At 68.7% G+C, this 21,182-nt stretch carries 18 protein-coding genes; 14 read left to right on the top strand and 4 right to left on the bottom strand.

The features are described 5' to 3' along the window. Positions 1 to 13 precede the first annotated feature (13 nt). The 4 genes from ACAM42_RS05420 to ygiD all read left to right on the top strand — a co-directional run bounded on the left by ACAM42_RS05420 (position 14) and on the right by ygiD (position 5,089). On the top strand, positions 14 to 1,084 hold the full coding sequence (locus ACAM42_RS05420; RefSeq protein WP_062472640.1) for an ABC transporter ATP-binding protein: 1,071 nt from the start codon (positions 14 to 16) through the stop codon (positions 1,082 to 1,084). After that, a complete protein-coding gene (locus ACAM42_RS05425; RefSeq protein ID WP_369631336.1) occupies positions 1,081 to 2,121 on the top strand; it encodes an ABC transporter ATP-binding protein in 1,041 nt (346 codons plus the stop codon). Before ACAM42_RS05420 ends, ACAM42_RS05425 begins: the two co-directional genes overlap by 4 nt. After that, positions 2,118 to 4,082: a glycosyltransferase family 2 protein gene (locus ACAM42_RS05430; protein WP_369631337.1), complete on the top strand. Its 1,965-nt coding sequence runs from the start codon at positions 2,118 to 2,120 to the stop codon at positions 4,080 to 4,082. The genes ACAM42_RS05425 and ACAM42_RS05430 overlap by 4 nt, the downstream gene beginning before the upstream one ends. Before the next feature lie 101 nt (positions 4,083 to 4,183). Continuing rightward, entirely contained in the window at positions 4,184 to 5,089 is a 906-nt protein-coding gene (gene ygiD / locus ACAM42_RS05435; RefSeq protein WP_369631338.1) for a 4,5-DOPA dioxygenase extradiol, read from the top strand. 22 nt (positions 5,090 to 5,111) lie between these two features. Here the strand turns inward: ygiD and zwf are convergent, their stop codons facing one another. Beyond that, the gene (gene zwf, locus ACAM42_RS05440; RefSeq protein ID WP_062472648.1) at positions 5,112 to 6,584 is read right to left on the bottom strand and encodes a glucose-6-phosphate dehydrogenase; all 1,473 of its coding nucleotides are present in this window, start codon (positions 6,582 to 6,584) and stop codon (positions 5,112 to 5,114) included. A gap of 143 nt (positions 6,585 to 6,727) precedes the next feature. Here zwf and ACAM42_RS05445 point away from each other — a divergent pair, with 143 nt between their 5' ends. From ACAM42_RS05445 to ACAM42_RS05460, 4 genes are read left to right on the top strand one after another with little or no spacing between them, the layout of a single operon-like run. Next, a complete protein-coding gene (locus tag ACAM42_RS05445; protein ID WP_062472650.1) occupies positions 6,728 to 7,738 on the top strand; it encodes an ABC transporter substrate-binding protein in 1,011 nt (336 codons plus the stop codon). After that, positions 7,739 to 10,012 carry an ABC transporter permease gene (locus ACAM42_RS05450; RefSeq protein ID WP_369631339.1) on the top strand — a complete coding sequence of 758 codons (2,274 nt, stop codon included), beginning with the start codon at positions 7,739 to 7,741 and terminating at the stop codon, positions 10,010 to 10,012. It begins immediately after the preceding gene. Next, positions 10,009 to 11,049 carry an ABC transporter ATP-binding protein gene (locus ACAM42_RS05455; protein ID WP_369631340.1) on the top strand — a complete coding sequence of 347 codons (1,041 nt, stop codon included), beginning with the start codon at positions 10,009 to 10,011 and terminating at the stop codon, positions 11,047 to 11,049. Before ACAM42_RS05450 ends, ACAM42_RS05455 begins: the two co-directional genes overlap by 4 nt. 12 nt (positions 11,050 to 11,061) lie before the next feature. Further along, a complete protein-coding gene (locus ACAM42_RS05460) occupies positions 11,062 to 11,724 on the top strand; it encodes an HAD family phosphatase (RefSeq protein WP_070059991.1) in 663 nt (220 codons plus the stop codon). Here ACAM42_RS05460 and ACAM42_RS05465 read toward each other — a convergent pair. Continuing rightward, entirely contained in the window at positions 11,670 to 12,341 is a 672-nt protein-coding gene (locus tag ACAM42_RS05465; protein ID WP_354345490.1) for a lipocalin family protein, read from the bottom strand. The genes ACAM42_RS05460 and ACAM42_RS05465 overlap by 55 nt on opposite strands. Positions 12,342 to 12,583: 242 nt before the next feature. Between ACAM42_RS05465 and tal the strand changes: the two genes are divergently transcribed. The 3 genes from tal to ACAM42_RS05480 all read left to right on the top strand — a co-directional run bounded on the left by tal (position 12,584) and on the right by ACAM42_RS05480 (position 15,602). Next, complete coding sequence (gene tal, locus ACAM42_RS05470) at positions 12,584 to 13,540, top strand: transaldolase (RefSeq protein WP_159273980.1); 957 nt, start codon at positions 12,584 to 12,586, stop codon at positions 13,538 to 13,540. Positions 13,541 to 13,542: 2 nt separating this feature from the next. Then, complete coding sequence (gene pgi / locus ACAM42_RS05475; protein WP_369631341.1) at positions 13,543 to 15,096, top strand: glucose-6-phosphate isomerase; 1,554 nt, start codon at positions 13,543 to 13,545, stop codon at positions 15,094 to 15,096. 173 nt (positions 15,097 to 15,269) lie between these two features. Next, positions 15,270 to 15,602, top strand: coding sequence for a DUF805 domain-containing protein (locus ACAM42_RS05480; RefSeq protein ID WP_369631342.1), 333 nt, complete (start codon positions 15,270 to 15,272; stop codon positions 15,600 to 15,602). Positions 15,603 to 15,658: 56 nt separating this feature from the next. On the opposite strand, the gene ACAM42_RS05485 is transcribed toward ACAM42_RS05480, so the two are convergent. Both ACAM42_RS05485 and ACAM42_RS05490 read right to left on the bottom strand, forming a co-directional pair. Continuing rightward, positions 15,659 to 16,720 (bottom strand): 4-hydroxythreonine-4-phosphate dehydrogenase PdxA, encoded by a 1,062-nt coding sequence (locus ACAM42_RS05485; RefSeq protein ID WP_369631343.1) that lies wholly within the window; start codon positions 16,718 to 16,720, stop codon positions 15,659 to 15,661. Between the two features lie 40 nt (positions 16,721 to 16,760). Then, the gene (locus tag ACAM42_RS05490; RefSeq protein ID WP_369631344.1) at positions 16,761 to 17,741 is read right to left on the bottom strand and encodes a Bug family tripartite tricarboxylate transporter substrate binding protein; all 981 of its coding nucleotides are present in this window, start codon (positions 17,739 to 17,741) and stop codon (positions 16,761 to 16,763) included. A gap of 93 nt (positions 17,742 to 17,834) precedes the next feature. On the opposite strand from ACAM42_RS05490, the gene ACAM42_RS05495 reads away from it, so the two are divergent. From ACAM42_RS05495 to ACAM42_RS05505, 3 genes are all read left to right on the top strand, one after another. Continuing rightward, entirely contained in the window at positions 17,835 to 18,770 is a 936-nt protein-coding gene (locus ACAM42_RS05495) for a LysR family transcriptional regulator (protein WP_369631345.1), read from the top strand. Between the two features lie 183 nt (positions 18,771 to 18,953). After that, on the top strand, positions 18,954 to 20,264 hold the full coding sequence (locus ACAM42_RS05500; protein ID WP_062472668.1) for a sugar ABC transporter substrate-binding protein: 1,311 nt from the start codon (positions 18,954 to 18,956) through the stop codon (positions 20,262 to 20,264). Positions 20,265 to 20,322: 58 nt separating this feature from the next. After that, positions 20,323 to 21,180: a carbohydrate ABC transporter permease gene (locus ACAM42_RS05505; protein WP_070059984.1), complete on the top strand. Its 858-nt coding sequence runs from the start codon at positions 20,323 to 20,325 to the stop codon at positions 21,178 to 21,180. Positions 21,181 to 21,182 lie beyond the last annotated feature (2 nt).

Consider the following 21,182-nt stretch of genomic DNA (forward strand, 5'->3'; position numbering starts at 1 on the left):
AGGACAACGCCCCATGACGCTGCTCCAGGTCAAAGACCTCGTCGTCGAATTTCCGAACCGCCGCGGCACGCTGCGCGCGCTCGACCGCATTTCCTTCGACATCGCGCCCGGTGAAATCCTCGGCGTGGTGGGCGAATCGGGCGCGGGCAAGTCGCTCACCGGCGCGGCCATCATCGGCCTGCTCGAACCGCCGGGCCGCGTGGCCGGCGGCGAGATCCTGCTCGAGGGCCAACGCATCGACAACCTCGGTTTCGATGCGATGCGCCCCATCCGCGGCCGCAAGATCGGCGCGATCTTCCAGGATCCGCTGACCTCGCTGAACCCGCTGTACACCGTGGGTCGCCAGCTCATCGAGACCATCCGCACCCACCTGCCCGTGACTGAGTCGGAAGCGCGCAAGCGCGCCATCGGCCTGCTGCAGGACACCGGCATTCCCGCCGCCGAGCAGCGCATCGACCACTTCCCGCACCAGTTCTCGGGCGGCATGCGCCAGCGCGTGGTGATTGCGCTGGCGCTCGCGGCCGAGCCCAAGCTCATCGTGGCCGACGAGCCGACCACCGCGCTCGACGTGTCGATCCAGGCGCAGATCATTCAGCTGCTCAAGCAGGTCTGCAAGGAGCGTGGCGCGGCGGTGATGCTCATCACGCACGACATGGGCGTGATCGCCGAAACCTGCGACCGCGTGGCCGTGATGTATGCGGGCCGCATCGCCGAGATCGGCCCGGTGCACGAGGTGATCCACCAGCCCGCGCACCCCTACACCTCGGGCCTGATGGCGTCGATCCCCGACATGACCAGCGACCGCGAACGGCTCAACCAGATCGACGGTGCCATGCCGCGGCTCAATGCCATCCCCACCGGCTGCGCCTACAACCCGCGCTGCCCGCGCACCTTCGCGCGCTGCCTGACCGAGCGGCCCGAGCTGATGCATGCGGGCGCCACGCGCGCCTCCTGCTGGCTGCACGACGCCGCCGACCCGCATGCGGGGCAGGCCGAGATCGCCGCGCAGCACCACGACGCCCTGGCGGCCGGCGAGCGCGCCACGCCCGAGGCGGCCGAACCCCTCGCAGAGGTGACCCGATGAGCGCCGTGATCGAACCCCGCAAGGACGCTGCGGCGACAAAGACCGGCGAGCCGCTTGTGGTCGCGCACGACCTCGCGCGCACCTTCGACGTCTCGCCGCCCTGGCTCAACCGCGTGCTCGAACGCAAGCCGCGCGTGCTGCTGCATGCGGTCGACGGCGTGAGCTTTTCCATCGAGCGTGGCAAGACGCTCGCGCTGGTCGGCGAATCGGGCTGCGGCAAAAGCACCGTGGCGCGCCTGCTGGTGGGCCTGTATGCGCCCACGCGCGGCGGCCTGCAGTTCGACGGGCAGGACGCGCACGCCGCGTTCAAGACGCCCGAAGGCCGGCAGCTGCGCCGCCGCATCCAGATGATCTTCCAGGACCCCTACGCGAGCCTCAACCCGCGCTGGATCGTCGAGGACATCATCGGCGAGCCGCTGCGCGAGCACGGCATCCTGAGCGACAAGGACGCGCTGCGCCAGCGCGTGGGCGAACTGCTGCAGTCGGTCGGCCTTTCGCCGCTGGACATGAGCAAGTACCCGCACCAGTTCTCGGGCGGCCAGCGCCAGCGCATCTCCATCGCGCGCGCGCTCGCCACGCAGCCTGAGTTCCTCGTGTGCGACGAGCCCACCTCGGCGCTCGACGTGAGCGTGCAGGCGCAGGTGCTCAACATCATGAAGGACCTGCAGCGCGAGCAGGGCCTGACGTACCTGTTCATCTCGCACAACCTCGCCGTGGTGCGCCACGTGGCGGACCAGGTCGGCGTGATGTACCTGGGCCGGCTGGTCGAGGTGGCGGACAAGCAGAAGCTGTTCGAGACGCCGCAGCATCCGTACACCCGCATGCTGCTCGACGCGATCCCGCAGATGAAGCACACCGGCCGTGCGCGCACGCCGGTGCAGGGCGAAGTGCCGAACCCGCTGAACCCGCCGACCGGTTGCGCCTTTCATCCGCGCTGCCCGCATGCGAATGCGCGCTGCTCGACCGAGCGGCCGTCGCTGTTGAGTCTCAAGGGCGTGCAGGTGGCTTGCCATGCCGTGGAGGAAGGCCGTTTGTGAGTGAAGGCGGCAGTCCGCAGGGCTGGCCGGCGGACAACTTTCCGTACCGGCCGCACCTGCGCTTCTGCTCGCTGGGCAACGAGAACGTGCGGGAGGTGATGGAGGGCTTTCGCCTCGCCTGCGAACGCCTCGGCTACACCACAAGCATCGCGCCGGGGCCGGGTGTCGACAACGACGACATCAATCTCTTCTTCTTCGCGATGGGCCTGAGCCTGCCCTCGGACGACGAGCTGCCGCCGAACGCGATCGTCGTCAACTTCGAGCCGGCCCTGCCCGCATTGCTCGCGCAGATGCCCGGCTACCAACGGCTGCTGCAGCGCGCCCATGTGTGGGAGTACAGCCTCGAGAACATGGTGCACCACCCGACGCTGGGCATCCATCGGTCGGATTACGTGGGCCCGGGCTTCGAGCCGCTGGCCACGCCGTTGCTGCCGGCGTCCGAAGTGCTGGACGATGCGCAGCAGGACATCGACGTCATCTTCTTCGGCGAGACGACGCCCCGGCGGCTGCAGGTGCTGGAGGCGTTGACGGCTGCGGGGCTGCGGGTGGCCTATCCCTTCGGCACCGCCTGGACGCCGGCGCAGCGCGACGCCTTGCTGCTGCGCGCCAAGGTCGGGCTGAACATGCGCAAGGCCGATCACTCCAGCACCGTGGAGTTGCCGCGCCTGTCGATCCTGCTGCGGCATCGCAAGGCCGTGGTGTCGGAGCTGTATCCGCATTCCGAGATTCCGCCCGTGCTGCGCGACGCGGTCGAAGGGTGCACGAAGGACGAGCTGGTCGACCGCGTGCGCGCGCTGGTGGCCGATGCGCCGCGGCGGCGTGCGCTGGAAATCGCCGGGCCGCGGGCGCTGCAGTCCTTGCCGCCGCAGCATGAGGTGCTGGCGGGGGCGATGCAGCGTTATCTTTCGGCGGCCCGGCAGCGATGGGTGGGACAGCAGGCACGGAATACGGCTGAGCCTGCCTCGCAGGTGTCCGTCCTGATGGTGACGCGAGACGACGAAGCGAACGTCGCGGAGGCTCTCGCATCGATCGCCGAACAAGGCCTCGCATCGCACCAGATCATCGTGGTGGACGACGGCTCCACCGACGCCACCGTCGACGTGATTCGCGCGCGCATGGCCGCCGAACCTCGGCTGGCCGAACTGCTGCTGTTGCAGGCGCCCGTCCCGATGGGCTGGGCGGCGGCCGCGCAATGGGGGTTGATGCAGGCGCGCGGCGACGCGCTGGCGCTGTGGGCACCGACCGTGCGCTGTGCGCCCGAGCGCCTGCAGGTGCAGTCCGCGTTCCTGCGGGCGTCGCCGGAGATCGGCGCGGTCGGTGCCTGGTACACCCGCGACGGCGACGCGGAACCGTCGATGCAGCGCCTGCCGGAGATGCACGACCAGATCCTGGCCGCGTTGCTGGCGCATCTGCCACACGAACAGCCGCTGCTGGTGGGCGGCCTGATGCTGTCGCTGCCGCGCATCCAGCAACGCGGGCTCGGCTTCGACGCCACGCTCGGCCGGTTCGCATGGCTCGGCCTGCTGTTGGAACTGGTGCGCGGCGGCGCGCGGCTCGCCAACCTCGGCATCAGTCTCAGCCAACTGACGACCCGCCACGTTGCGGGACTCGCGGAAACCGATGTGACGGCGCTGACCCATGTGCGCGAACGCCTGCTGCCGCTGGTCTTTCCCGACGTGCCGTCCGCCGAGGCGCAGCGGCTGGCCCGGCTCTACGGCCAGCAATGGGCGCCCGATGCCGACGATGCCACGGCGCTGCTGCGCGACATGGCGAGCGCCTGCGCGCGGCAGGGCGACGTCCACGCGAGCACCGTGCTGCGCGGGGAGAGCCTGCGCGTGCTGGCGGTGTATGTGGAGAACGGGCGACTGGCGCCGGGCTACCTCGACACGCTGATGCGCGAGCCCTTGCTGCGCGATTTCCTGGCGCCGCTGGGCGAGCGCCTGCGTGCATTCGTGCCGTGAACCATGGTGCTTGCGACGGGCGGTGTGCGTAAACGCACTTTCCAAGCCCTCACTCTGTTGCACAGTCTTGGGTTGGCCCCGAATCCACACCCCTTGACACGATGACCTCCACCCCGATGACCCGCCTGCTCGGCCGCCGCGGCTTTCTCATGGGCTCGGCGCTGGGCGCGACCGCCGCGCTCGCGTCGATGACCGAGATCGCACACGCGGCCGGCGCAGCACCGGCGCGCCGCATGCCCGTCATCTTCATTGGCCACGGATCGCCGATGAACGCGCTGGCGGACAACGCCTTCACGCGCCGCCTCGCCGCCTGGGGCCGCGAGCTGCCGCGACCCACGGCGATCCTCAGCGTGTCGGCGCACTGGCTCAGCCAGGGCGCGACCGGGGTCACGGTGCAGACGCGGCCCAAGACGATCCACGACTTCGGCGGCTTTCCGCAGGCGCTGTTCGACATCGAATACCCTGCGGCGGGTCATCCCGCACTCGCGCGCGAAACGATCGGCGCCGTCAAGCAGGCGCCGGTGATCGCCACCGAGCAGTGGGGGCTGGACCACGGGACCTGGACCGTGCTGAAGCACCTGTACCCGAAGGCCGACGTGCCGGTCTTCCAGCTCAGCATCGACTACGACAAGCCGGCCGCGTTCCACCATGCGGTGGGGCGCGACCTGGCGGCCTTGCGCGACCAGGGCGTGCTCGTGATGGGCAGCGGCAACGTGGTGCACAACCTGCGCGCCACCGACCGCGGCACGCCCGATGGGCTCAAGGCGAGCCGCCCGTGGGCGCAGTCGTTCGACGAGGCGGTGAAGGCCGCGCTGGCCGGCCGGGACGACCGCGCGCTGATCGGCTACGAGAAGCTCGAAGGGGCGTCGACCGCCGTGGCCACGCCGGACCACTACTTTCCCTTCCTGTATGCCCTGGGCGCTGCGGCGCCGGGCGAGCGTGCGAAGACGGTCTACGAAGGCTTCCAGTCGGGCACGCTCAGCATGCGCTGCCTCCAGTTCGGCTGAAGGTGCGGCGCATTCGGCGGCTTTACTGCTCCTCGCCCCAGGCGAAGCCGTCGCGGGCGATCATGGCGCTCGACGCGCTGGGGCCCCAGGTGCCGGCCGCATAAGGGCGCGGGCCGCCGTCGGACTCCCAGGAGTCGATGAGCGGCTCGACCCAGCGCCAGGCTTCTTCCTGCTCGTCGCTGCGCACGAACAGGTTGAGGCGCCCGTCGATCACGTCCAGCAGCAGGCGCTCGTAGGCACCCACGCGTTCGGCACCGAAGCGCTTGTCGAAATCGAGGTCGAGCTGCACCGGCGCCAGTTGGGCGGCGCTGGCGTGGCCGTTGCCGCCGCGCTGGCGGTTGTCCTGCGCCTGCGCGAGCATGTGCAGCTCCAGGCCGTCCTTGGGCTGCAGGTTGATCACCAGCTTGTTCACGTTGCCTGCGGGTGCACGGTAGATGGCGTGCGGCGTCGGGCGGAAGTTGACCTCGATGCGCGCGTCGCGCGAGGCCAGCCGCTTGCCGGTGCGGATGTAGAAGGGCACGCCGGCCCAGCGCCAGTTGGCGATTTCGGTGCGCAGCGCCACGAAGGTTTCGGTGCGGCTGTCGGGGTTCACGCCCGGCTCGTCGCGGTAGCCCTGCACCCGCTCGCCGTAGGCCGTGCCGGCCGTGTACTGGCCGCGCACCGCGTGCAGGCCCAGGCTCTCGGGCGTCCAGGGCTTGAGGGCGCGCAGCACCTTGAGCTTCTCGTCGCGGATGGCGTCGGCGTGCGCGTTGATGGGCGGCTCCATGGCCACGGCGCACAACAGCTGCAGCGCGTGGTTCTGCACCATGTCGCGCAGCGCGCCGGTCTGGTCGTAGAAGGCGCCGCGCTTTTCCACGCCCAGGTCCTCGGCCATGGTGATCTGGATGTTGGCGATGTGCTCGCGGCGCCAGATGGGTTCGAAGAGGGCATTGCCGAAGCGCATCGCGAACAGGTTTTGCACCGAGGGCTTGCCCAGGTAGTGGTCGATGCGAAAGACCTGCTTCTCTTCGAGCACCTTGCCCACCGCGGCGTTGATGGCGCGGTTGGAGGCCAGATCGTGGCCCAGCGGCTTCTCGAGCACGACGCGGGTGCGCGGGCCGTTGAGCCCGGCGGCGGCGATCTGCTCGACCACCTGCGTGAAGAGCGCGGGCGCCGTGGCCACGTACATCACGACCGTCTTGGCGTCGCGCTGCTTGAGCAGGTCGGCCAGGCTGGCGTAGTCGGCAGGCTTGGACAGGTCCATGCGCAGGTAGTGCAGCATGGACGCGAACTTCTTGAACTCCTCGGGGGAGGGGCGCTTGGCGCCTTCGACGGCGCTGAAGCGCGACTGGATCAGCTCGCGGTACTGGTCGTCCGACAGGTCGTCGCGTGCCACGCCGACGATGCGCCCGTCCTGCGGCAGGCTGCCGTGCCTGAAGGCCTGGAACAGCGCGGGCATCAGCTTGCGCCACGCAAGGTCGCCAGTACCGCCGAACAGAACGAGATCGAAGCTCATGAGAAAACTTTCCTTTGTCTGAATGCCGAGCAGGCAACGTGCCAGTCGCGATGGTACTTGTACCGATTCGGCACACCTGTACTAAAGCTACGCTGTCCCATGGCCGCGAGGCCTTTTTTTATTGCCGAGGCAGGGGAATACCAATGAAGAAGCTTTTCACGGCAGCCGCGCTGCTGGGTCTGTCGGCCGCCGCGTCGGCGCAGACCGTCAACGTCATCTGCTCGGTGCAGGCCGAGTGGTGCAACGTGATCTCCACCGTCTACGCCCGCACCACGGGCGTGCGCATCAACATGGCGCTCAAGGGCTCGGGCGAGGCGCTGGCCCAGCTCATCGCCGAGAAGGACAACCCCAAGACCGACGTCTGGTTCGGCGGCACGGGTGACCCGCACCTGCAGGCGGCCGAGCAGGGGCTCACGCTCGAGTACAAGTCGCCCACGCTCACGCAGCTGCATCCCTGGGCCCAGCAGCAGGCCAAGCAGTCGGGCTACAAGACCGTGGGCATCTACTCGGGCCCGCTGGGCTTCGGCTACAACCCCGAGCTGCTGGCCAAGAAGAAGCTGCCCGTGCCCAAGACCTGGGCCGACCTGCTCAAGCCCGAGTACAAGGGCGACATCCAGGTGGCCAACCCCGCGTCGAGCGGCACGGCCTACACCATGATCGCCACGCTGGTGCAGCTCATGGGCGAGGACAAGGCCTTCGACTACCTCAAGGCGCTGCACAAGAACGTGGGCCAGTACACCCGCTCGGGCACCGGCCCGATCAAGGCGGTGGCGCGCGGCGAAACCGCGATCTCCATCAGCTTTGTGCACGACGGCCCGGGCGAGAAGATGCAGGGCTTCCCCGTCGAAACCATCACGCCCAGCGACGGCACCGGCGCCGAGATCGGCTCCATGAGCGTCATCAAGGGCGCGCGCAACCTCGATGCGGCCAAGAAGTTCTACGAATGGGCGCTCACGCCCGCCGCGCAGGAATTGGGCGCCGCCAACAAGCAGTTCCAGCTGCCCAGCAACGCGAGCGCCAAGCTCGACCCGCGCATTCCTGACTTCAAGAAGATCAAGTTCATCAACTACGACTACGCCAAGTACGGCGCCAGCGCCGAGCGCCGCCGCCTGATCGCGCGCTGGGAAAAAGACGTCAACTCGCTGCCGCGCTAAGTGCAGGCGCGTTCCAACGAAGGTGCGCCGGTCAACCCGGCGTCCCTGGCCGCCGCCCGGCGCGCACGGCGCTGGATCTGGGCCTGGGTCGCGCTGGGCCTGGCGGCCTATCTCGTGCTGCCCTGGTATGCGATCCAGGACGCGACCTGGTACGAAGCCGTTCCGCAGGTTTTCGGCAGTGCAGAGGGCGCCAATGGCCTGATGCAGGCGGCCACGCAGGGTCGCAGCTGGCTCTTCATCGGGCTGGCCGGGCTGCTGCTGTGCGCTGTCGGCGCGGCCTTGCCGGCCGGCAAGGCGCAGGGGCGCTGGCTGCTGGCGGGTGGCGCGATCGGCGCCATCGGCCTGGCCGTGGCGGGCTTCACCATCGGGGCGCGCGGCTGGAGCGTCGCGGCGCTCAACACCCAGTTCGGCGAGCTGGCCGTCAACCAGTTCGGCATCGGCGCGGGCGGCTTCGTGGCGCTCACGGCGCTGGTGCTGCTGGCGGCCTTCGGCATGGCGCGGCTCGGCCTGTTCAAGGGCGACCTGTTCGTGTCTGCCTCGGTGGTCGGCTGCGGCGTGCTGATGGCGCTGTTCATCGCCTACCCGGTGAGCCGGGCGCTGTCGGGCGCCTTCTTCAACGAAGACGGGCAGTGGTCGATCACGGCCTTCGCGGCGCGCGTGTTCACCGAGCGCATCTGGGGCCTGGGTTGCCTGGCGGGCGGCGTGCGCTGCGGCGTGGCGTGGAACACGCTGGTGCTGGCGCTGCTCACCGCGGCCGGGACCACCTTCCTGGGCACGCTGATGGCGCTGATGGCCGAGCGCGGCAACCGGCGCGGGCAGGGCGCATTGCGCGTGCTGGCGCTGCTGCCGATCATCACGCCGCCGTTCGTCGTCGGCCTGGGCCTCATCTTGCTGTTCGGCCGTGCCGGCATCGTCAACCAGGTGCTCGAAAACGTGTTCGGCATCGAGCCCACGCGCTGGTTCTACGGCATGCCGGGCGTGCTGGTGGCGCAGCTCTTCGCTTTCACGCCCATCGCCTTCATGATCATGCGCGGCGTGGTGCAGGGCATCGCGCCCAGCCTGGAAGAAGCTGCGCAGATGCTGCGCGCCGACCGGCGCCGCGCCTTCTTCACCGTGACGCTGCCGCTGCTCAAGCCCGGGCTGGCCAACGCCTTCCTGGTCGGCTTCATCGAGAGCATTGCCGACTTCGGCAACCCGGTGGTGGTGGGCGGGCAGTTCTCGGTGCTGTCGACCGACATCTTCTTTGCCATCGTCGGCGCGCAGTACGACCAGGGCCGCGCCGCGTCGCTGGCCTGGGTGCTGACGCTGTTCGCGCTCGGCGTGTTCGCGCTGCAGCGCGGCCTGCTCGGCAAGCAGAACTACACGACGGTGAGCGGCAAGGGCGACGCCGGCATCGCGATGGCGCTGCCCGACGGCGTGCGCCGCACCATCCAGTGCATCGCGCTGCCGTGGATCGCCTTCACCGCCGTGGTCTACCTGTTCGCCTTCGCGGGCGGCTTCGTGCAGACCTGGGGCCGCGACTACAGCTTCACGCTCAACCACTTCAAGAGCGCCTTCGCGCTGGAGTGGGGCCAGTTCGGGCTGGTGTGGGCCGGCACCGCGTGGAACTCGCTGATCACCACCCTGAAGCTGGCCGGCATCTCGGCGCCGATCACTGCGGCGCTGGGCCTGCTCATTGCCTGGCTGCTGGCGCGCAACGAGTTCAAGGGGCAGGGCGCCTTCGAGTTCGGCGCGCTGCTGGCCTTTGCGATCCCGGGCACGGTGCTGGGCGTGAGCTACATCCTGGCCTTCAACGTGCCGCCGTTCGAGCTCACGGGCACCGGGCTCATCATCGTGCTGTGCTTCATGTTCCGCAATCTGCCGGTGGGCGTGCGCGCCGGCACGGCGGCCTTCAAGCAGCTCGATCGTTCGCTCGACGAGGCCTCGTTGATGCTGCGCGCGTCCACGTCGCAGACGCTGTTCAAGGTGGTGCTGCCGCTGCTCAAGCCGGCGCTGGTGGCCGCGCTGGTCTACAGCTTCGTGCGCGCCATGACGACGGTGAGCGCCGTGATCTTCCTGGTCACGGCCGAGAACGAGCTCGCCACCACCTACATCATCGGCCGCGTCGGCAATGGCGACTACGGCATCGCGCTCGCCTACTGCACGGTGCTCATGGTGCTGATGTCGCTGGCCATTGCGCTGGTGCAGTTCGTGGTGGGGGAGCGCAAGCTGGGGCGGCGCGGGGCTGTACCCCCGCATGAGGGACATCACAAAATGGAAAGCCTGGCAGCATGAACGGTATCGAATTCCGCAACGTCACCAAGCGCTACGGCAGCGACAAGAACGGGCCGATGGCCGTCAAGGGCATCAGCTTCGAGGTGCCCGTGGGCACGCTCACCACCATCCTCGGCCCCTCGGGCTGCGGCAAGACGACCACGCTGCGCATGATCGCGGGGCTCGAATCGCCGACCTCGGGCTCGATCTTCATGGGCGGGCGCGACGTCACCACGCTCGGGCCGGGCGAGCGCAACGTGAGCATGATGTTCCAGAGCTACGCGCTGTTCCCGCACATGAACGTGATCGAGAACGTGGGCTACGGCCTGCGCATGAGCGGCGTGAAGAAGGACGAGGCCACGGCGCGGGCGCGCGAGGCGCTCAGGGGCGTGGGCCTGGTCGGTTTCGACGAGCGCCTGCCCAGCGAACTGTCGGGCGGCCAGCAGCAGCGCGTGGCCCTGGCGCGCGCGCTGGTGCTCGAGCCGGCGGTGCTGCTGTTCGACGAGCCGCTGTCCAACCTCGACGCACGCCTGCGGCGCGAGATGCGCGAGGAAATCCGCTCGCTGCAGCAGCGCCTGAAGCTCACCGTGGCCTACGTGACGCACGACCAGAGCGAGGCCCTGGCCGTGAGCGACCAGATCATCGTGATGGACCACGGCGTGATCGCCCAGCGCGGCACGCCCGAGCAGTTGTACGGCCGGCCCGAGAGCGAATTCGTCGCCGGCTTCATGGGCGAGGCGATGGTGTTCCCGGCCGTGGCGCAGGCCGACGGCAGCGTCACGCTCGGCCCGCTGCGCCTGCAGCCGCGCTACGCGGTGGCGCCCGGCACCGTGAAGGTGGCGGTGCGGCCCGAGGCCTGGGACATCGGCGCGCTCGACGGCCTGCCCGCCACGCTGCGCAAGTCGGCGTACCTGGGCAGCTTCTACGAATACGGCTTCGACACCCCGCTGGGGCCGGTCTTCGTGGTCTCGACCGACCTGTCGCGCCCGCTGGCGGCCGGCACGCAGACCACCCTGTCGCTCGGAACCCATGGCGTGAGCGTGGTGCCCGGCGCATGAAACAATGGCGCCATGAACGTGGTTTTCGATCTTGGCGCCGTGCTGTTCGCCTGGGAGCCGGCACGGCTGGTCCAGGCCCATCTCCCCTCTCACGCCCCCACTGACGCCGCCGCCGCGGCCCTGGGTCGGGCCCTTTTCCATCACGACGACTGGACCGGCTTCGACTGCGGCACCCGCACGCTGGACGATGCCATCGCCCGCATGTCGGCGCGGCTGGCGCTGCCGGCCGAGTCGCTGCACGCCATGCTCGACGGCCTGGGGGAGCGACTGGCGCCGATCGACGTCACGGTCGCGATGCTCGAAGAGCTGCTCGTGCAGCGCGACGCCGGCGAGCCGCTGCGGCTGTACTACCTGTCGAACATGCCCGTGCCGTTCGCCCGCGCCCTCGAGCGCCGGCACGCCTTCATGCGGCGCTTTGACGGCGGCGTGTTCTCGGGCGACGTGAAGTTCCTCAAGCCCGAGCGCGAGATCTACGAGCTGCTGGCCATGCGCCACGGCCTCGACCCCGAGCAGACGGTGTTCATCGACGATTCGGCCGCCAACGTCGAGATGGCCCGCGCCTTCGGCTGGCACGCCATCCACTGCACCGCGCCCGACAAGCTGCCGGCGCAACTGCAGCGCTACCTGCCGGTGAGCACCACCTTGTCGGTGTCGAACCCCAGGCTGCGGGCGTAGTCCAGCTCGGCCTGCAGCGCGTCGTCCTCCAGGCGCGGCGCGCGCGACAGCACCCAAAGGTACTCACGGTCGGGCGTGCCGACCAGCGCCACCTGGTAGTCGCGGTCGAGCTTCAAGATCCAGTAGTCGCCCCACACCAGCGGCAGCCAGCCCATCCAGGCAGGGGCGAAGCGCACCTGCAGCCGTCCCGCGCCGGGCTGGCCGGCCACGGGCACCACGCGCGCGCTGCCGATGGCCTCGTCGAAGTTGCCGTCGTCGCGCACGCAGCGGTTGCGCACCTGCACGGTGCCGTCGGGCTGCGGCGTGTACTCGGCGCTCACCGGGCCGGCACACTGTTTCTGGAACCGGTTGGGCAGCCGCGCCTGTTCGTGCCAGACGCCGGCGTAGCGGTGCAGGTCGACCGGCGCCACCACCTGCAGCGGCGCGCGCATCAGCGGGGCACCGTCGGCCGGGCCGGCGGGCCGGGCACGGGCCGTGCGTGCGGCGCCCAGTGCGTACCAGGTGGCCACGCCGCCCACGACGAAGGCGGTGGCCATGGTGCCGATCGCGTGGCTGGTGCGGCGGTCGTCGAAGGCGCGACCGGCGGCGGTGGCGGGGCGTGGGGGGCGAGGGGTCATGAGGGCTCCTGGGGAAAGTCGTTCTCGGCGTGGATGTCGCGTCCCGTTCAGGGTGCCCCGGGCTGCGGCCGGCTGCCGTCAGCCGGGGACCACAGCCCCTGTAGGGCAGGGCGGCCGACAACCCTTCGCGCTGCAGGCCGATGGAGCTTCGCGAAAACCCGTGCTACGGTTCGCATGAAAACATCGACCGCCGCGCAACTGCGTGCAGGACTTGTCACACCCCTCCCCGGATAATTGATTTCATGAACCAACTCGATGCACTCCGCCAGTGGACCACCGTGGTTGCCGACACCGGCGACTTCAAGCAGCTCAGCATTTCCAAGCCGCAGGACGCGACCACCAACCCGTCGCTGATCCTCAAGGCCGTGCAGAAGGCCGAGTACCGGCCGCTGCTCGATGAAACCGTGAAGGCCCACGCCGGCAAGCCGCTCGACGAGGTCATCGACCGCCTGCTGGTGCGCTTCGGCACCGAAATCCTCTCCATCATCCCGGGCCGCGTGTCCACCGAAGTCGACGCCCGCTTGTCGTTCGACACCGCCGCCACCGTGGCCCGCGGCGAGCGCATCGTGGCGCTGTACAAGGCCGAGGGCATCGACACCGAGAAGCGCCTGCTGATCAAGGTCGCTTCCACCTGGGAAGGCATCGAGGCCGCGCGCCTGCTCGAGCAGAAGGGCATCCGCACCAACCTCACGCTGCTGTTCTCGTTCGCACAGGCCGTGGCCTGCGGCGCGGCCGGCGTGCAGCTCATCTCGCCCTTCGTGGGCCGCATCTACGACTGGTACAAGAAGTCGGCCGGTGCGAAGTGGGACGAGGCCGCCAGCGCGGGCGCCAACGACCCGGGCGTGAAGTCGGTGCGCGAAATCTTCAACTACTACAAGCAGCAGGGCATCAAGACCGAGGTCATGGGCGCGAGCTTCCGCAACGTGGGGCAGATCCAGGCGCTCGCCGGTTGCGACCTGCTGACCATCAGCCCCGAGCTGCTGGCCGAGCTGGCCGCGAGCAACGAGCCGCTCACGCACGCGCTCGACGCCAAGGCTGCCGCGAGCGGCAACGCAGAGAAGGTGAGCTACGACGAAGCCGGCTTCCGCTTCGCGCTCAACGAAGACGCCATGGCCACCGAGAAGCTCGCCGAAGGCATCCGCGCCTTCGCGGCCGACGCCGTGAAGCTCGAAAAGCTCATGCAGGAAAGCGGCAAGTAAACATGACCATGACCCTGCGCTGTGACCGCGCGCCGGCCTGGGCGCAACTGCAGTCCAGCTTCGACACGGCCGGTCGCCAGTTCGATCTTCGCCATGCCTTCGTGGAGGACGCCGGGCGCTTCGCGCGCTTCAGCCAGGAGGCGCCGCACGTCTTCGCCGACCTGTCGAAGAACCTCATCGACGCGCGCACCGAGGCGCTGCTATTCACGCTGGCGCGCGAATGCGGCCTCGAGGCCCACCGCGACGCCATGTTCGCGGGTGCGCACATCAACAACACCGAAGACCGCGCCGTGCTGCACACGCTGCTGCGCGCGCCGGCCGACGCGGCCACCGGCCGCCAGACGGCCCACGAGCTGCGCGAGGTGCATGCCACGCTCGACGCCATGCTGTCCTACGCCGAGAAGGTGCGCAGCGACCACACGATCACCGACGTGGTCAACATCGGCATCGGCGGCTCCGACCTCGGCCCGCAGATGGCCGTGCTGGCCCTCGCGGAGTTCGTGGCGCCGGGCAAGCGCTTTCACTTCGTCTCGAACGTCGACGGCCACGAGCTGGCGGGCGTGCTCAAGGGCCTGGCGCCCGAGCACACGCTGTTCCTGGTCGCTTCCAAGACCTTCACCACGGCCGAGACGATGAGCAACGCGCTCTCGGCCAAGCGCTGGTACGAACAGTCGGGCGGCACCGACATCGCCGGCCATTTCGCCGCGCTCACCACCAACGTCGAGGCCGCGAAGCAGTTCGGCATCGACACCACCTTCGGCTTCTGGGACTGGGTGGGCGGGCGCTATTCGCTGTGGTCGGCCATCGGCCTGCCGATCGCGCTGGCCATCGGCGCCGACGGCTTTCGCCGGCTGCTGGCGGGTGCGCACGCGATGGACGAGCACTTCCGCACCGCGCCGCTCGAGCAGAACCTGCCCGTGCGGCTGGGCCTGCTCGATGTCTGGTACCGCAACTTCCACCGCTTCACGAGCCGCAGCATCGCGCCGTACCACAGCGCCTTGAAGCGCGTGCCGGCCTACCTGCAGCAGCTCGAGATGGAGAGCAACGGCAAGCAGGTCGACGCGAGCGGCGCGCCGCTGGCCTTCGGCACCTCGCCCGTGCTCTGGGGCGAGCCCGGCACCAACGGCCAGCACGCCTACTTCCAGATGCTGCACCAGGGCACCGACGTGATCCCGCTCGAGTTCATGGCGGTGCGCGATGCCTCGCACGACCTCGACGGCCACCACCCCAAGCTGCTGGCCAACGCGCTCGCGCAGGCGCAGGCGCTGATGGTCGGCAAGCTCGACGAAGGCGGCCACAAAAACTTCCCGGGCAATCGGCCGAGCACCTTCTTCGTGTTCGAGAAGCTCACGCCCGAAGCACTGGGCGCCTTCCTCGCGATGTACGAGCACCGCGTGTTCACCAGCGGCGCGCTGTGGGGCATCAACAGCTTCGACCAGTGGGGCGTGGAGCTCGGCAAGGTGCTGGCGCGCGACATCGAGCCGCGCCTGGCCTCGGGCGATGTCTCGGGGCTCGATGCCTCCACGGCCGGCCTGCTGCAGCGGCTGAGCACCTGACGGCACACGTCACCGCAAGGCTTACGAGCCTTGGCCAAAGGCGCTATCCACTAGGCCTTTAGGCCATTGGTTTGCAGGGTGGTGGCCGGTTTGGCCGAGTTTGTCGTTGCACAGTGCGCCGATATGATGGCCCCGGGGAAATTTCCCTGGGATTCATCAAGAGGAGCGAGTCAATGGACTTTCAAACAGCGGTCAAGACGTGCATCGCCAAGTACACCGATTTCACGGGTCGTGCGTCGCGTTCCGAGTTCTGGTGGTTTTTTCTGGCCCAGTTCGGCGTGCTCGTCGTGACGGGCCTGATCCATGAGTACGTGTACTTCATTGCAGCGCTGGCCCTGCTTCTGCCCGCCCTCGCGGTGGGCGTGCGCCGCCTGCACGACATCGGCAAGAGCGGCTGGTTCTTGCTGCTGTCGATCGTCCCGCTGATCAATCTGGTGCTGATCTACTTCTTCGTTCAGCCGTCGCAGCCGGAGAGCAATGCTTACGGCGAACCGCCGAGCGCCTGATCTTTCTGCCAAGGGCCGCACACGCGGCCCTTTTCTTTTGGGCGTTAGCAAGCGGCTTAGGCCACCGCCGCCTCCACGGATGCAGGCGCTGGCGCACCGCTTGCCATCCGCACGCACAGGTCGAAGGCCTGCTGCAGCCCTTCGATCTGCGCCATGCCCTGGCCGGCGATGTCGAAGGCGCTGCCGCTGGCCGAGGTGGCCACGGGCACGGGCAGGCCGCCGTGCAGGGTCACGCCCTGCTCGAAGCCCATGAGCTTCATCGCGATCTGGCCCTGGTCGTGGTACATCGACACCACCGCGTCCACGTCGCCGCGCCGCGCGCCGATGAACACGGTGTCGGGCGAGAACGGGCCGCGCGCGTCGTGGCCTTCGGCGCGCAACTGTTCGATGGCGGGCGCGATGATCTCGATCTCTTCCATGCCGATCGAACCGCCGTCGCCCGCGTGCGGATTGAGCCCGGTCACGGCGATGCGCGGGTGTGCCACGCCGGCGCGGCGCAGCGCCGACGCGATGATCTTCACGGCGTCGCGCACGCCCTCCACCGTGATGTGCCGCGCCACGTCCTTCAGCGGAATGTGCGAGGTCACGCGCGAGGTCCACAGCGACCCGGTGAGGTTGAACTCGCAGACGAAGCCCGTGACGGCAAAGCGCTCCTGCATGTAGCGCAGCTCGTCCTCGTGCACGAGGCCGCCCAGGCGCAGCGAATGCTTGTTGAGCGGCGCGAAGAGGATCGCGTCGGCCTGGCCGTTGCGCACGGCCTGCGTGGCCAGCTCCAGTGCTTCGAACGAGGCGCGGCCCGAGCGCTCGTTGGACTCGCCGAGCACTGGCTCCTCGCCCGCCATCCAGTCGCGCACGAGGAGGCTCGGGCGGCCGTCCTCGAAGCGCAGGCTGTCGAGGGTGTTCACCTGCAGCGGGGCCAGCTTCGCGCCCGCCACGCGCTCGCCCGCGGCCAGTACGACGGGGTCGGCGATCAGCAGCACGCGCGCGGCGTCGAGGTTGCGCTGGCGCGCGAGCAGCTTCACGGCCATCTCGGGGCCGACGCCGCTGGGGTCGCCCAGCAGCACGGCGATGCGGGGTTTGGCGGAGGTCACGCGCGGGGTGGAGGAGGGGGTGGGCATGGTCGGATGTCTGAGGAAAGAAGAAGGGGGAAGGGCGGCCTCACTCGGCCTTGATGCGCGCGTCGCGCACGAGCCGGCCGTAGTGGTCGAACTCCTGCCGATTCATCGCCGCGAAGGGTTCGCCGGTCAGCGTGCCGGGCTCGCCGCCCAGGGCCTTGATGCGCGACTGCACGTCCGCCAGGCCCATCGTGCGCGTGAGTTCGGCGCTCAGCCGCTCGACCGCCGGGCGCGGCGTGCCGGCCGTCACGTACAGGCCGTACCAGGTCGACACGTCGGCGCCCTTGACGCCTTGCTCGGCGAGCGTCGGCACATCGGGCAGCTCGGGCGAGCGCTGCGGCGCGCTCACGGCCAGCGCGCGGAACTTGCCGGCGCGGATCTGGCCCATGGCCGACGAGGTGCTGTCGAACATCATCTCGACTTCGCCCGAGATGATGTCGATGTGCGCCTGCGAGCTGCCCTTGTAGGGCACGTGGATCGAGGTCATGCCCGTGGCCAGGTTGAAGGCTTCGCCGCCCACGTGCTGCGTGCTGCCGATGCCCGACGACGCGTACTTGAAGCCGCCGGGCTTCGCGGCCATCGCGGCCAGAAGGTCCTTCACCGACTTGTAGGGCGAGCTGGCCGACACCACCAGCACGTTGGGCATCACGGCCACGAGGCCGATGGGTTGCAGGTCTTTCAGCGGGTCGTACTTGAGCTTGAGGATGTGCGGCGCCACGGCCTGCGCCGTGTTGGTGGCCAGCAGCAGCGTGGCGCCGTCGGCCGGCGCGCGGGCCGTGAGTTCGCCGGCGATGGTGTTCGATGCACCGGGGCGGTTCTCCACCGTCACGGGTTGCTTGAGCACGGGCGCGAACTTGTCGGCCAGCACGCGCGCAAGGATGTCGGTGCCGCCGCCCGGCGAGGCGCCGACCAGGATGCGCAGCGGCTTGTCGGGGTAGGCCGGCTGCGCGCCCGCGTTCAGGCAGGCGGCCAACGCCAGGAGCGCCGCCAGGCCGGCACCGCGGGCCAGGGGAAAGAGGGTCATCGCGTCGTCTCCTGCTTGTTGTGGGCCCGAGCCTACGGAGCTTCTGGCGCGCGATCCAATCGAAAAAGGCCGAAGCTCCATATACTTTTGTGCATGAAATCCGGCCTCACCGACGCTTCGCTGATGCTGCATGTGAGGCCGCGCCAGCTGCTCCTGCTGGCCCGGCTCGATGCGCACCGCCACCTCGGCCGCGCGGCCGAGGCCATGAACATCAGCCAGCCCGCGGCCACCAAGCTGCTGCAGCAGCTGGAGGAGTCGCTGGGCGAACAGCTCTTCGAGCGCCTGGCGCGCGGCATGGCGCCCACGCCCTACGGCGAGATCCTGATCCGCTACGCCCACCGCGTGCTCAGTGACTTCGGCACCGCGCGCGAGGAAATGCTCGCGCTGCGTTCCGGCCTGAGCGGTGCGCTGCGCGTGGGCAGCGTGCCGGGCGCGGTGCCCGAGCTGCTGGCGCCGGCGCTGGTCGAATACCACCTGCGCCATCCGCAGGTGGCCGTGTCGGTGGTGGTCGAGACCAGCGACCTGATGCAGGCGCAGCTGGAGCAGGGCGACGTCGACCTCGTGCTGGGCCGCCTCACCGACGGCCACGACGAGGCGAAGTACGCGAGCGTGCCGCTGCTGGGCGAGTCGCAGGTGGTCGTGGTGCGCGCGGCGCACCCGGTGTTCGAGCGCGCGGCCACGGTCACGCTGGCCGAGATGGCGACCTGGTCGTGGGTGCTGCAGCCGCCGGGCTCGCCGCAGCGCGGGCGCTTCGAGGCGGCGATGCGCGAGGCGGGCATCCAGGCGCGGCTGGACATCATCGAAACGGCATCGCCCATCGCGATCACGGCGCTGCTGGAGAACTCCGACATGGCCGCCGTCATGCCGGCCTCGCAGGCCAACCATTACGGCCGGCTGGGCGTGCTGCGCACCGTGCCGGTCGAGCTGCCGGTGCGCGTGCCGCCGATCTGCCTCATCACCCGCGAAGACCGCCCGCTGTCGCCGGCGGCGGCGCAGTTCCGGCGCCAGCTGCTGGGTGGGCACGCGTGACGGGCGAGAACTTCAGCCGGACAGTTTTCCATCCTGAATTGCGTTAACTAGGGATTTCACTAGCCAACTGGTGCAAGAGAGTACTGGTTGGGCCGCTCGAAATACCAAAATCGCAAGCGCGTTTCTCCAGAATCCGGGCACGGCGACCACGATACCGAGGCGTCGCTCACCCAAGGAGACACCATGAAGCGCTTTCTGAAAGCGGGCCTCGCCCTCGCACTCATCGGCACGGGCCTTGTGTCCCACGCCGCCACCGAACTCGTGATCGCGACCGTCAACAACGGCCACATGATCGAGATGCAGAAGCTCACGCCCTTCTTCGAAAAGGCGAACCCCGACATCAAGCTCAAGTGGGTCACGCTCGAGGAAGGCACGCTGCGCCAGCGCGTGACCACCGACATCGCCACCAAGGGCGGCCAGTTCGACGTGATGACCATCGGCCTGTACGAGGCGCCGATCTGGTCGAAGAAGGGCTGGCTGCAGCCCATCGCCACCGATGCCGCCTACGACGCCGACGACCTGCTGCCCGCCATCCGCGCCGGCCTGTCGCACGAAGGCAAGCTGTACGCCGCGCCCTTCTACGGCGAGAGCTCGATGCTCATGTACCGCAAGGACCTGGCCGACAAGGTCGGCTTCAAGATGCCCGAGCAGCCCACCTGGGCGCAGGTGAAGGAACTGGCCGGCAAGATCCATGACCCCAAGGGCGGCCTGTACGGCATGTGCCTGCGCGGCAAGCCGGGCTGGGGCGACAACATGGCCTTCCTGACCACGCTGGTCAACACGAACGGCGGCCAGTGGTTCGACATGCAGTGGAAGCCGCAGATCGACACCAAGCCCTGGAAGGACGCGATCGGCTTCTACGTCGACCTCATGAAGGCCTACGGCCCGCCGGGCGCCTCGGCCAACAGCTTCAACGAGAACCTGGCGCTGTTCAACGAAGGCAAGTGCGGCATGTGGGTCGACGCGACCATCGCGGCCTCGTTCATCAGCGACCCCAAGCAGTCGAAGGTGGCCGACAAGGTGGCCTTCGCGCAAGCACCCGTCGCTGTCACGCCGAAGGGCGCGAACTGGCTGTGGACCTGGAACCTGGCCATTCCCGCCAGCTCGACCAAGGGCGCCGCCGCGCAGACCTTCGTGAAGTGGGCGACCTCCAAGGAGTACGTCAACCTCGTGGCCAAGGAGCACGGCTGGGGCACGGTGCCCACCGGCACGCGCAAGTCGACCTACGCGAACCCCGAGTTCCAGAAGGTCGCCAAGTTCGCCGCCGCCGAGAAGAAGGCCATCGACAGCGCCAACCTCAGCGACAGCACCTTGCCCAAGTCGCCGTACGTCGGCGTGCAGTACGCGGCCATTCCCGAGTTCCAGGCCATCGGCGTGGCGGTGGGCCAGCAGATGAGCGCGGCGCTGTCGGGCAAGGTCACGGTCGATCAGGCGCTGAAGACCTCGCAGCTCGCAGCCGAGCGCGAGATGAAGAAAGCGGGCTACTACAAGTAAGCCGCGCTTCTTCCCCTCTCCCCGCGGGGAGAGGGCCGCAGCCTGAGAGGAACAGACCATGAAAAGACTCCTGCCCCGCGCCCTCATGGCGCCCGCCGTGCTCACGCTCTTCCTGTGGATGATCGTGCCGCTGCTGATGACGTTGTACTTCTCGTTCGTGAACTACAACCTCATGCAGCCCGGCGAACGCACGTTCGCGGGCATCGAGAACTTTCACTACTTCGTCACCGACCCCGACTTCTGGCCGGCCACGTGGAACACGCTGCTGCTCATCGGCAGCGTCATCGTCATCACGGTGGTGTTCGGCGTGCTGCTTGCGCTCCTGGTGAACGAACCCTTCCCGGGCCGCGGCATCGTGCGCGTGCTGCTGATCTCGCCCTTCTTCGTCATGCCTGCAGTGAATGCGCTGCTGTGGAAGCACATGATGATGAACCCCATCTACGGCATCCTGGCCGATGTGTGGCGCTTCTTCGGCGCGCAGCCGGTCGACTGGCTCACCGACGTGCCGCTGTTCTCCGTGATCATCATGGTGGCGTGGCAGTGGCTGCCTTTCGCCTGCCTGATCTTCATCACCTCGCTGCAGTCGCTCGACCGCGAACAGATGGAAGCGGCGCGCATGGACGGCGCCAGTTCATTTCAGCGCTTCTTCTATCTCACCATTCCGCACCTGGGCCGCCCGATGGCCGTGGTGATCATGATCGAGATGATCTTCCTGCTCAGCGTGTTCGCCGAGATCGCCATCACCACCAATGGCGGCCCGGGCAACGAGAGCACGAACATGACCTACATGATCTTCAAGCAGTCGCTCATGAACTTCGACGTGGGCGTGGCCTCCGCGGGTGCGCTGTTCGCGGTGGTGCTGGCGAACATCGTCGCGGTGTTCCTGATCCGCATCATCGGCAAGAACCTCGACTGAAG

It is taken from the genome of Variovorax sp. V35, from assembly GCF_041154465.1.
Taxonomy (GTDB): domain Bacteria; phylum Pseudomonadota; class Gammaproteobacteria; order Burkholderiales; family Burkholderiaceae_C; genus Variovorax; species Variovorax boronicumulans.

Excerpts from the sequence above, each read along its gene's own strand:
- ACAM42_RS05420 (WP_062472640.1), top strand. The coding sequence starts at position 14 with ATGACGCTGCTCCAGGTCAAAGACCTCGTCGTCGAATTTCCGAACCGC.
- ACAM42_RS05425 (WP_369631336.1), top strand. The coding sequence starts at position 1,081 with ATGAGCGCCGTGATCGAACCCCGCAAGGACGCTGCGGCGACAAAGACC.
- ygiD (WP_369631338.1), top strand. The coding sequence starts at position 4,184 with ATGACCTCCACCCCGATGACCCGCCTGCTCGGCCGCCGCGGCTTTCTC.
- zwf (WP_062472648.1), bottom strand. The coding sequence starts at position 6,584 with ATGAGCTTCGATCTCGTTCTGTTCGGCGGTACTGGCGACCTTGCGTGG.
- ACAM42_RS05445 (WP_062472650.1), top strand. The coding sequence starts at position 6,728 with ATGAAGAAGCTTTTCACGGCAGCCGCGCTGCTGGGTCTGTCGGCCGCC.
- ACAM42_RS05455 (WP_369631340.1), top strand. The coding sequence starts at position 10,009 with ATGAACGGTATCGAATTCCGCAACGTCACCAAGCGCTACGGCAGCGAC.
- ACAM42_RS05460 (WP_070059991.1), top strand. The coding sequence starts at position 11,062 with ATGAACGTGGTTTTCGATCTTGGCGCCGTGCTGTTCGCCTGGGAGCCG.
- ACAM42_RS05465 (WP_354345490.1), bottom strand. The coding sequence starts at position 12,341 with ATGACCCCTCGCCCCCCACGCCCCGCCACCGCCGCCGGTCGCGCCTTC.
- tal (WP_159273980.1), top strand. The coding sequence starts at position 12,584 with ATGAACCAACTCGATGCACTCCGCCAGTGGACCACCGTGGTTGCCGAC.
- pgi (WP_369631341.1), top strand. The coding sequence starts at position 13,543 with ATGACCATGACCCTGCGCTGTGACCGCGCGCCGGCCTGGGCGCAACTG.
- ACAM42_RS05480 (WP_369631342.1), top strand. The coding sequence starts at position 15,270 with ATGGACTTTCAAACAGCGGTCAAGACGTGCATCGCCAAGTACACCGAT.
- ACAM42_RS05485 (WP_369631343.1), bottom strand. The coding sequence starts at position 16,720 with ATGCCCACCCCCTCCTCCACCCCGCGCGTGACCTCCGCCAAACCCCGC.
- ACAM42_RS05490 (WP_369631344.1), bottom strand. The coding sequence starts at position 17,741 with ATGACCCTCTTTCCCCTGGCCCGCGGTGCCGGCCTGGCGGCGCTCCTG.
- ACAM42_RS05495 (WP_369631345.1), top strand. The coding sequence starts at position 17,835 with ATGAAATCCGGCCTCACCGACGCTTCGCTGATGCTGCATGTGAGGCCG.
- ACAM42_RS05500 (WP_062472668.1), top strand. The coding sequence starts at position 18,954 with ATGAAGCGCTTTCTGAAAGCGGGCCTCGCCCTCGCACTCATCGGCACG.
- ACAM42_RS05505 (WP_070059984.1), top strand. The coding sequence starts at position 20,323 with ATGAAAAGACTCCTGCCCCGCGCCCTCATGGCGCCCGCCGTGCTCACG.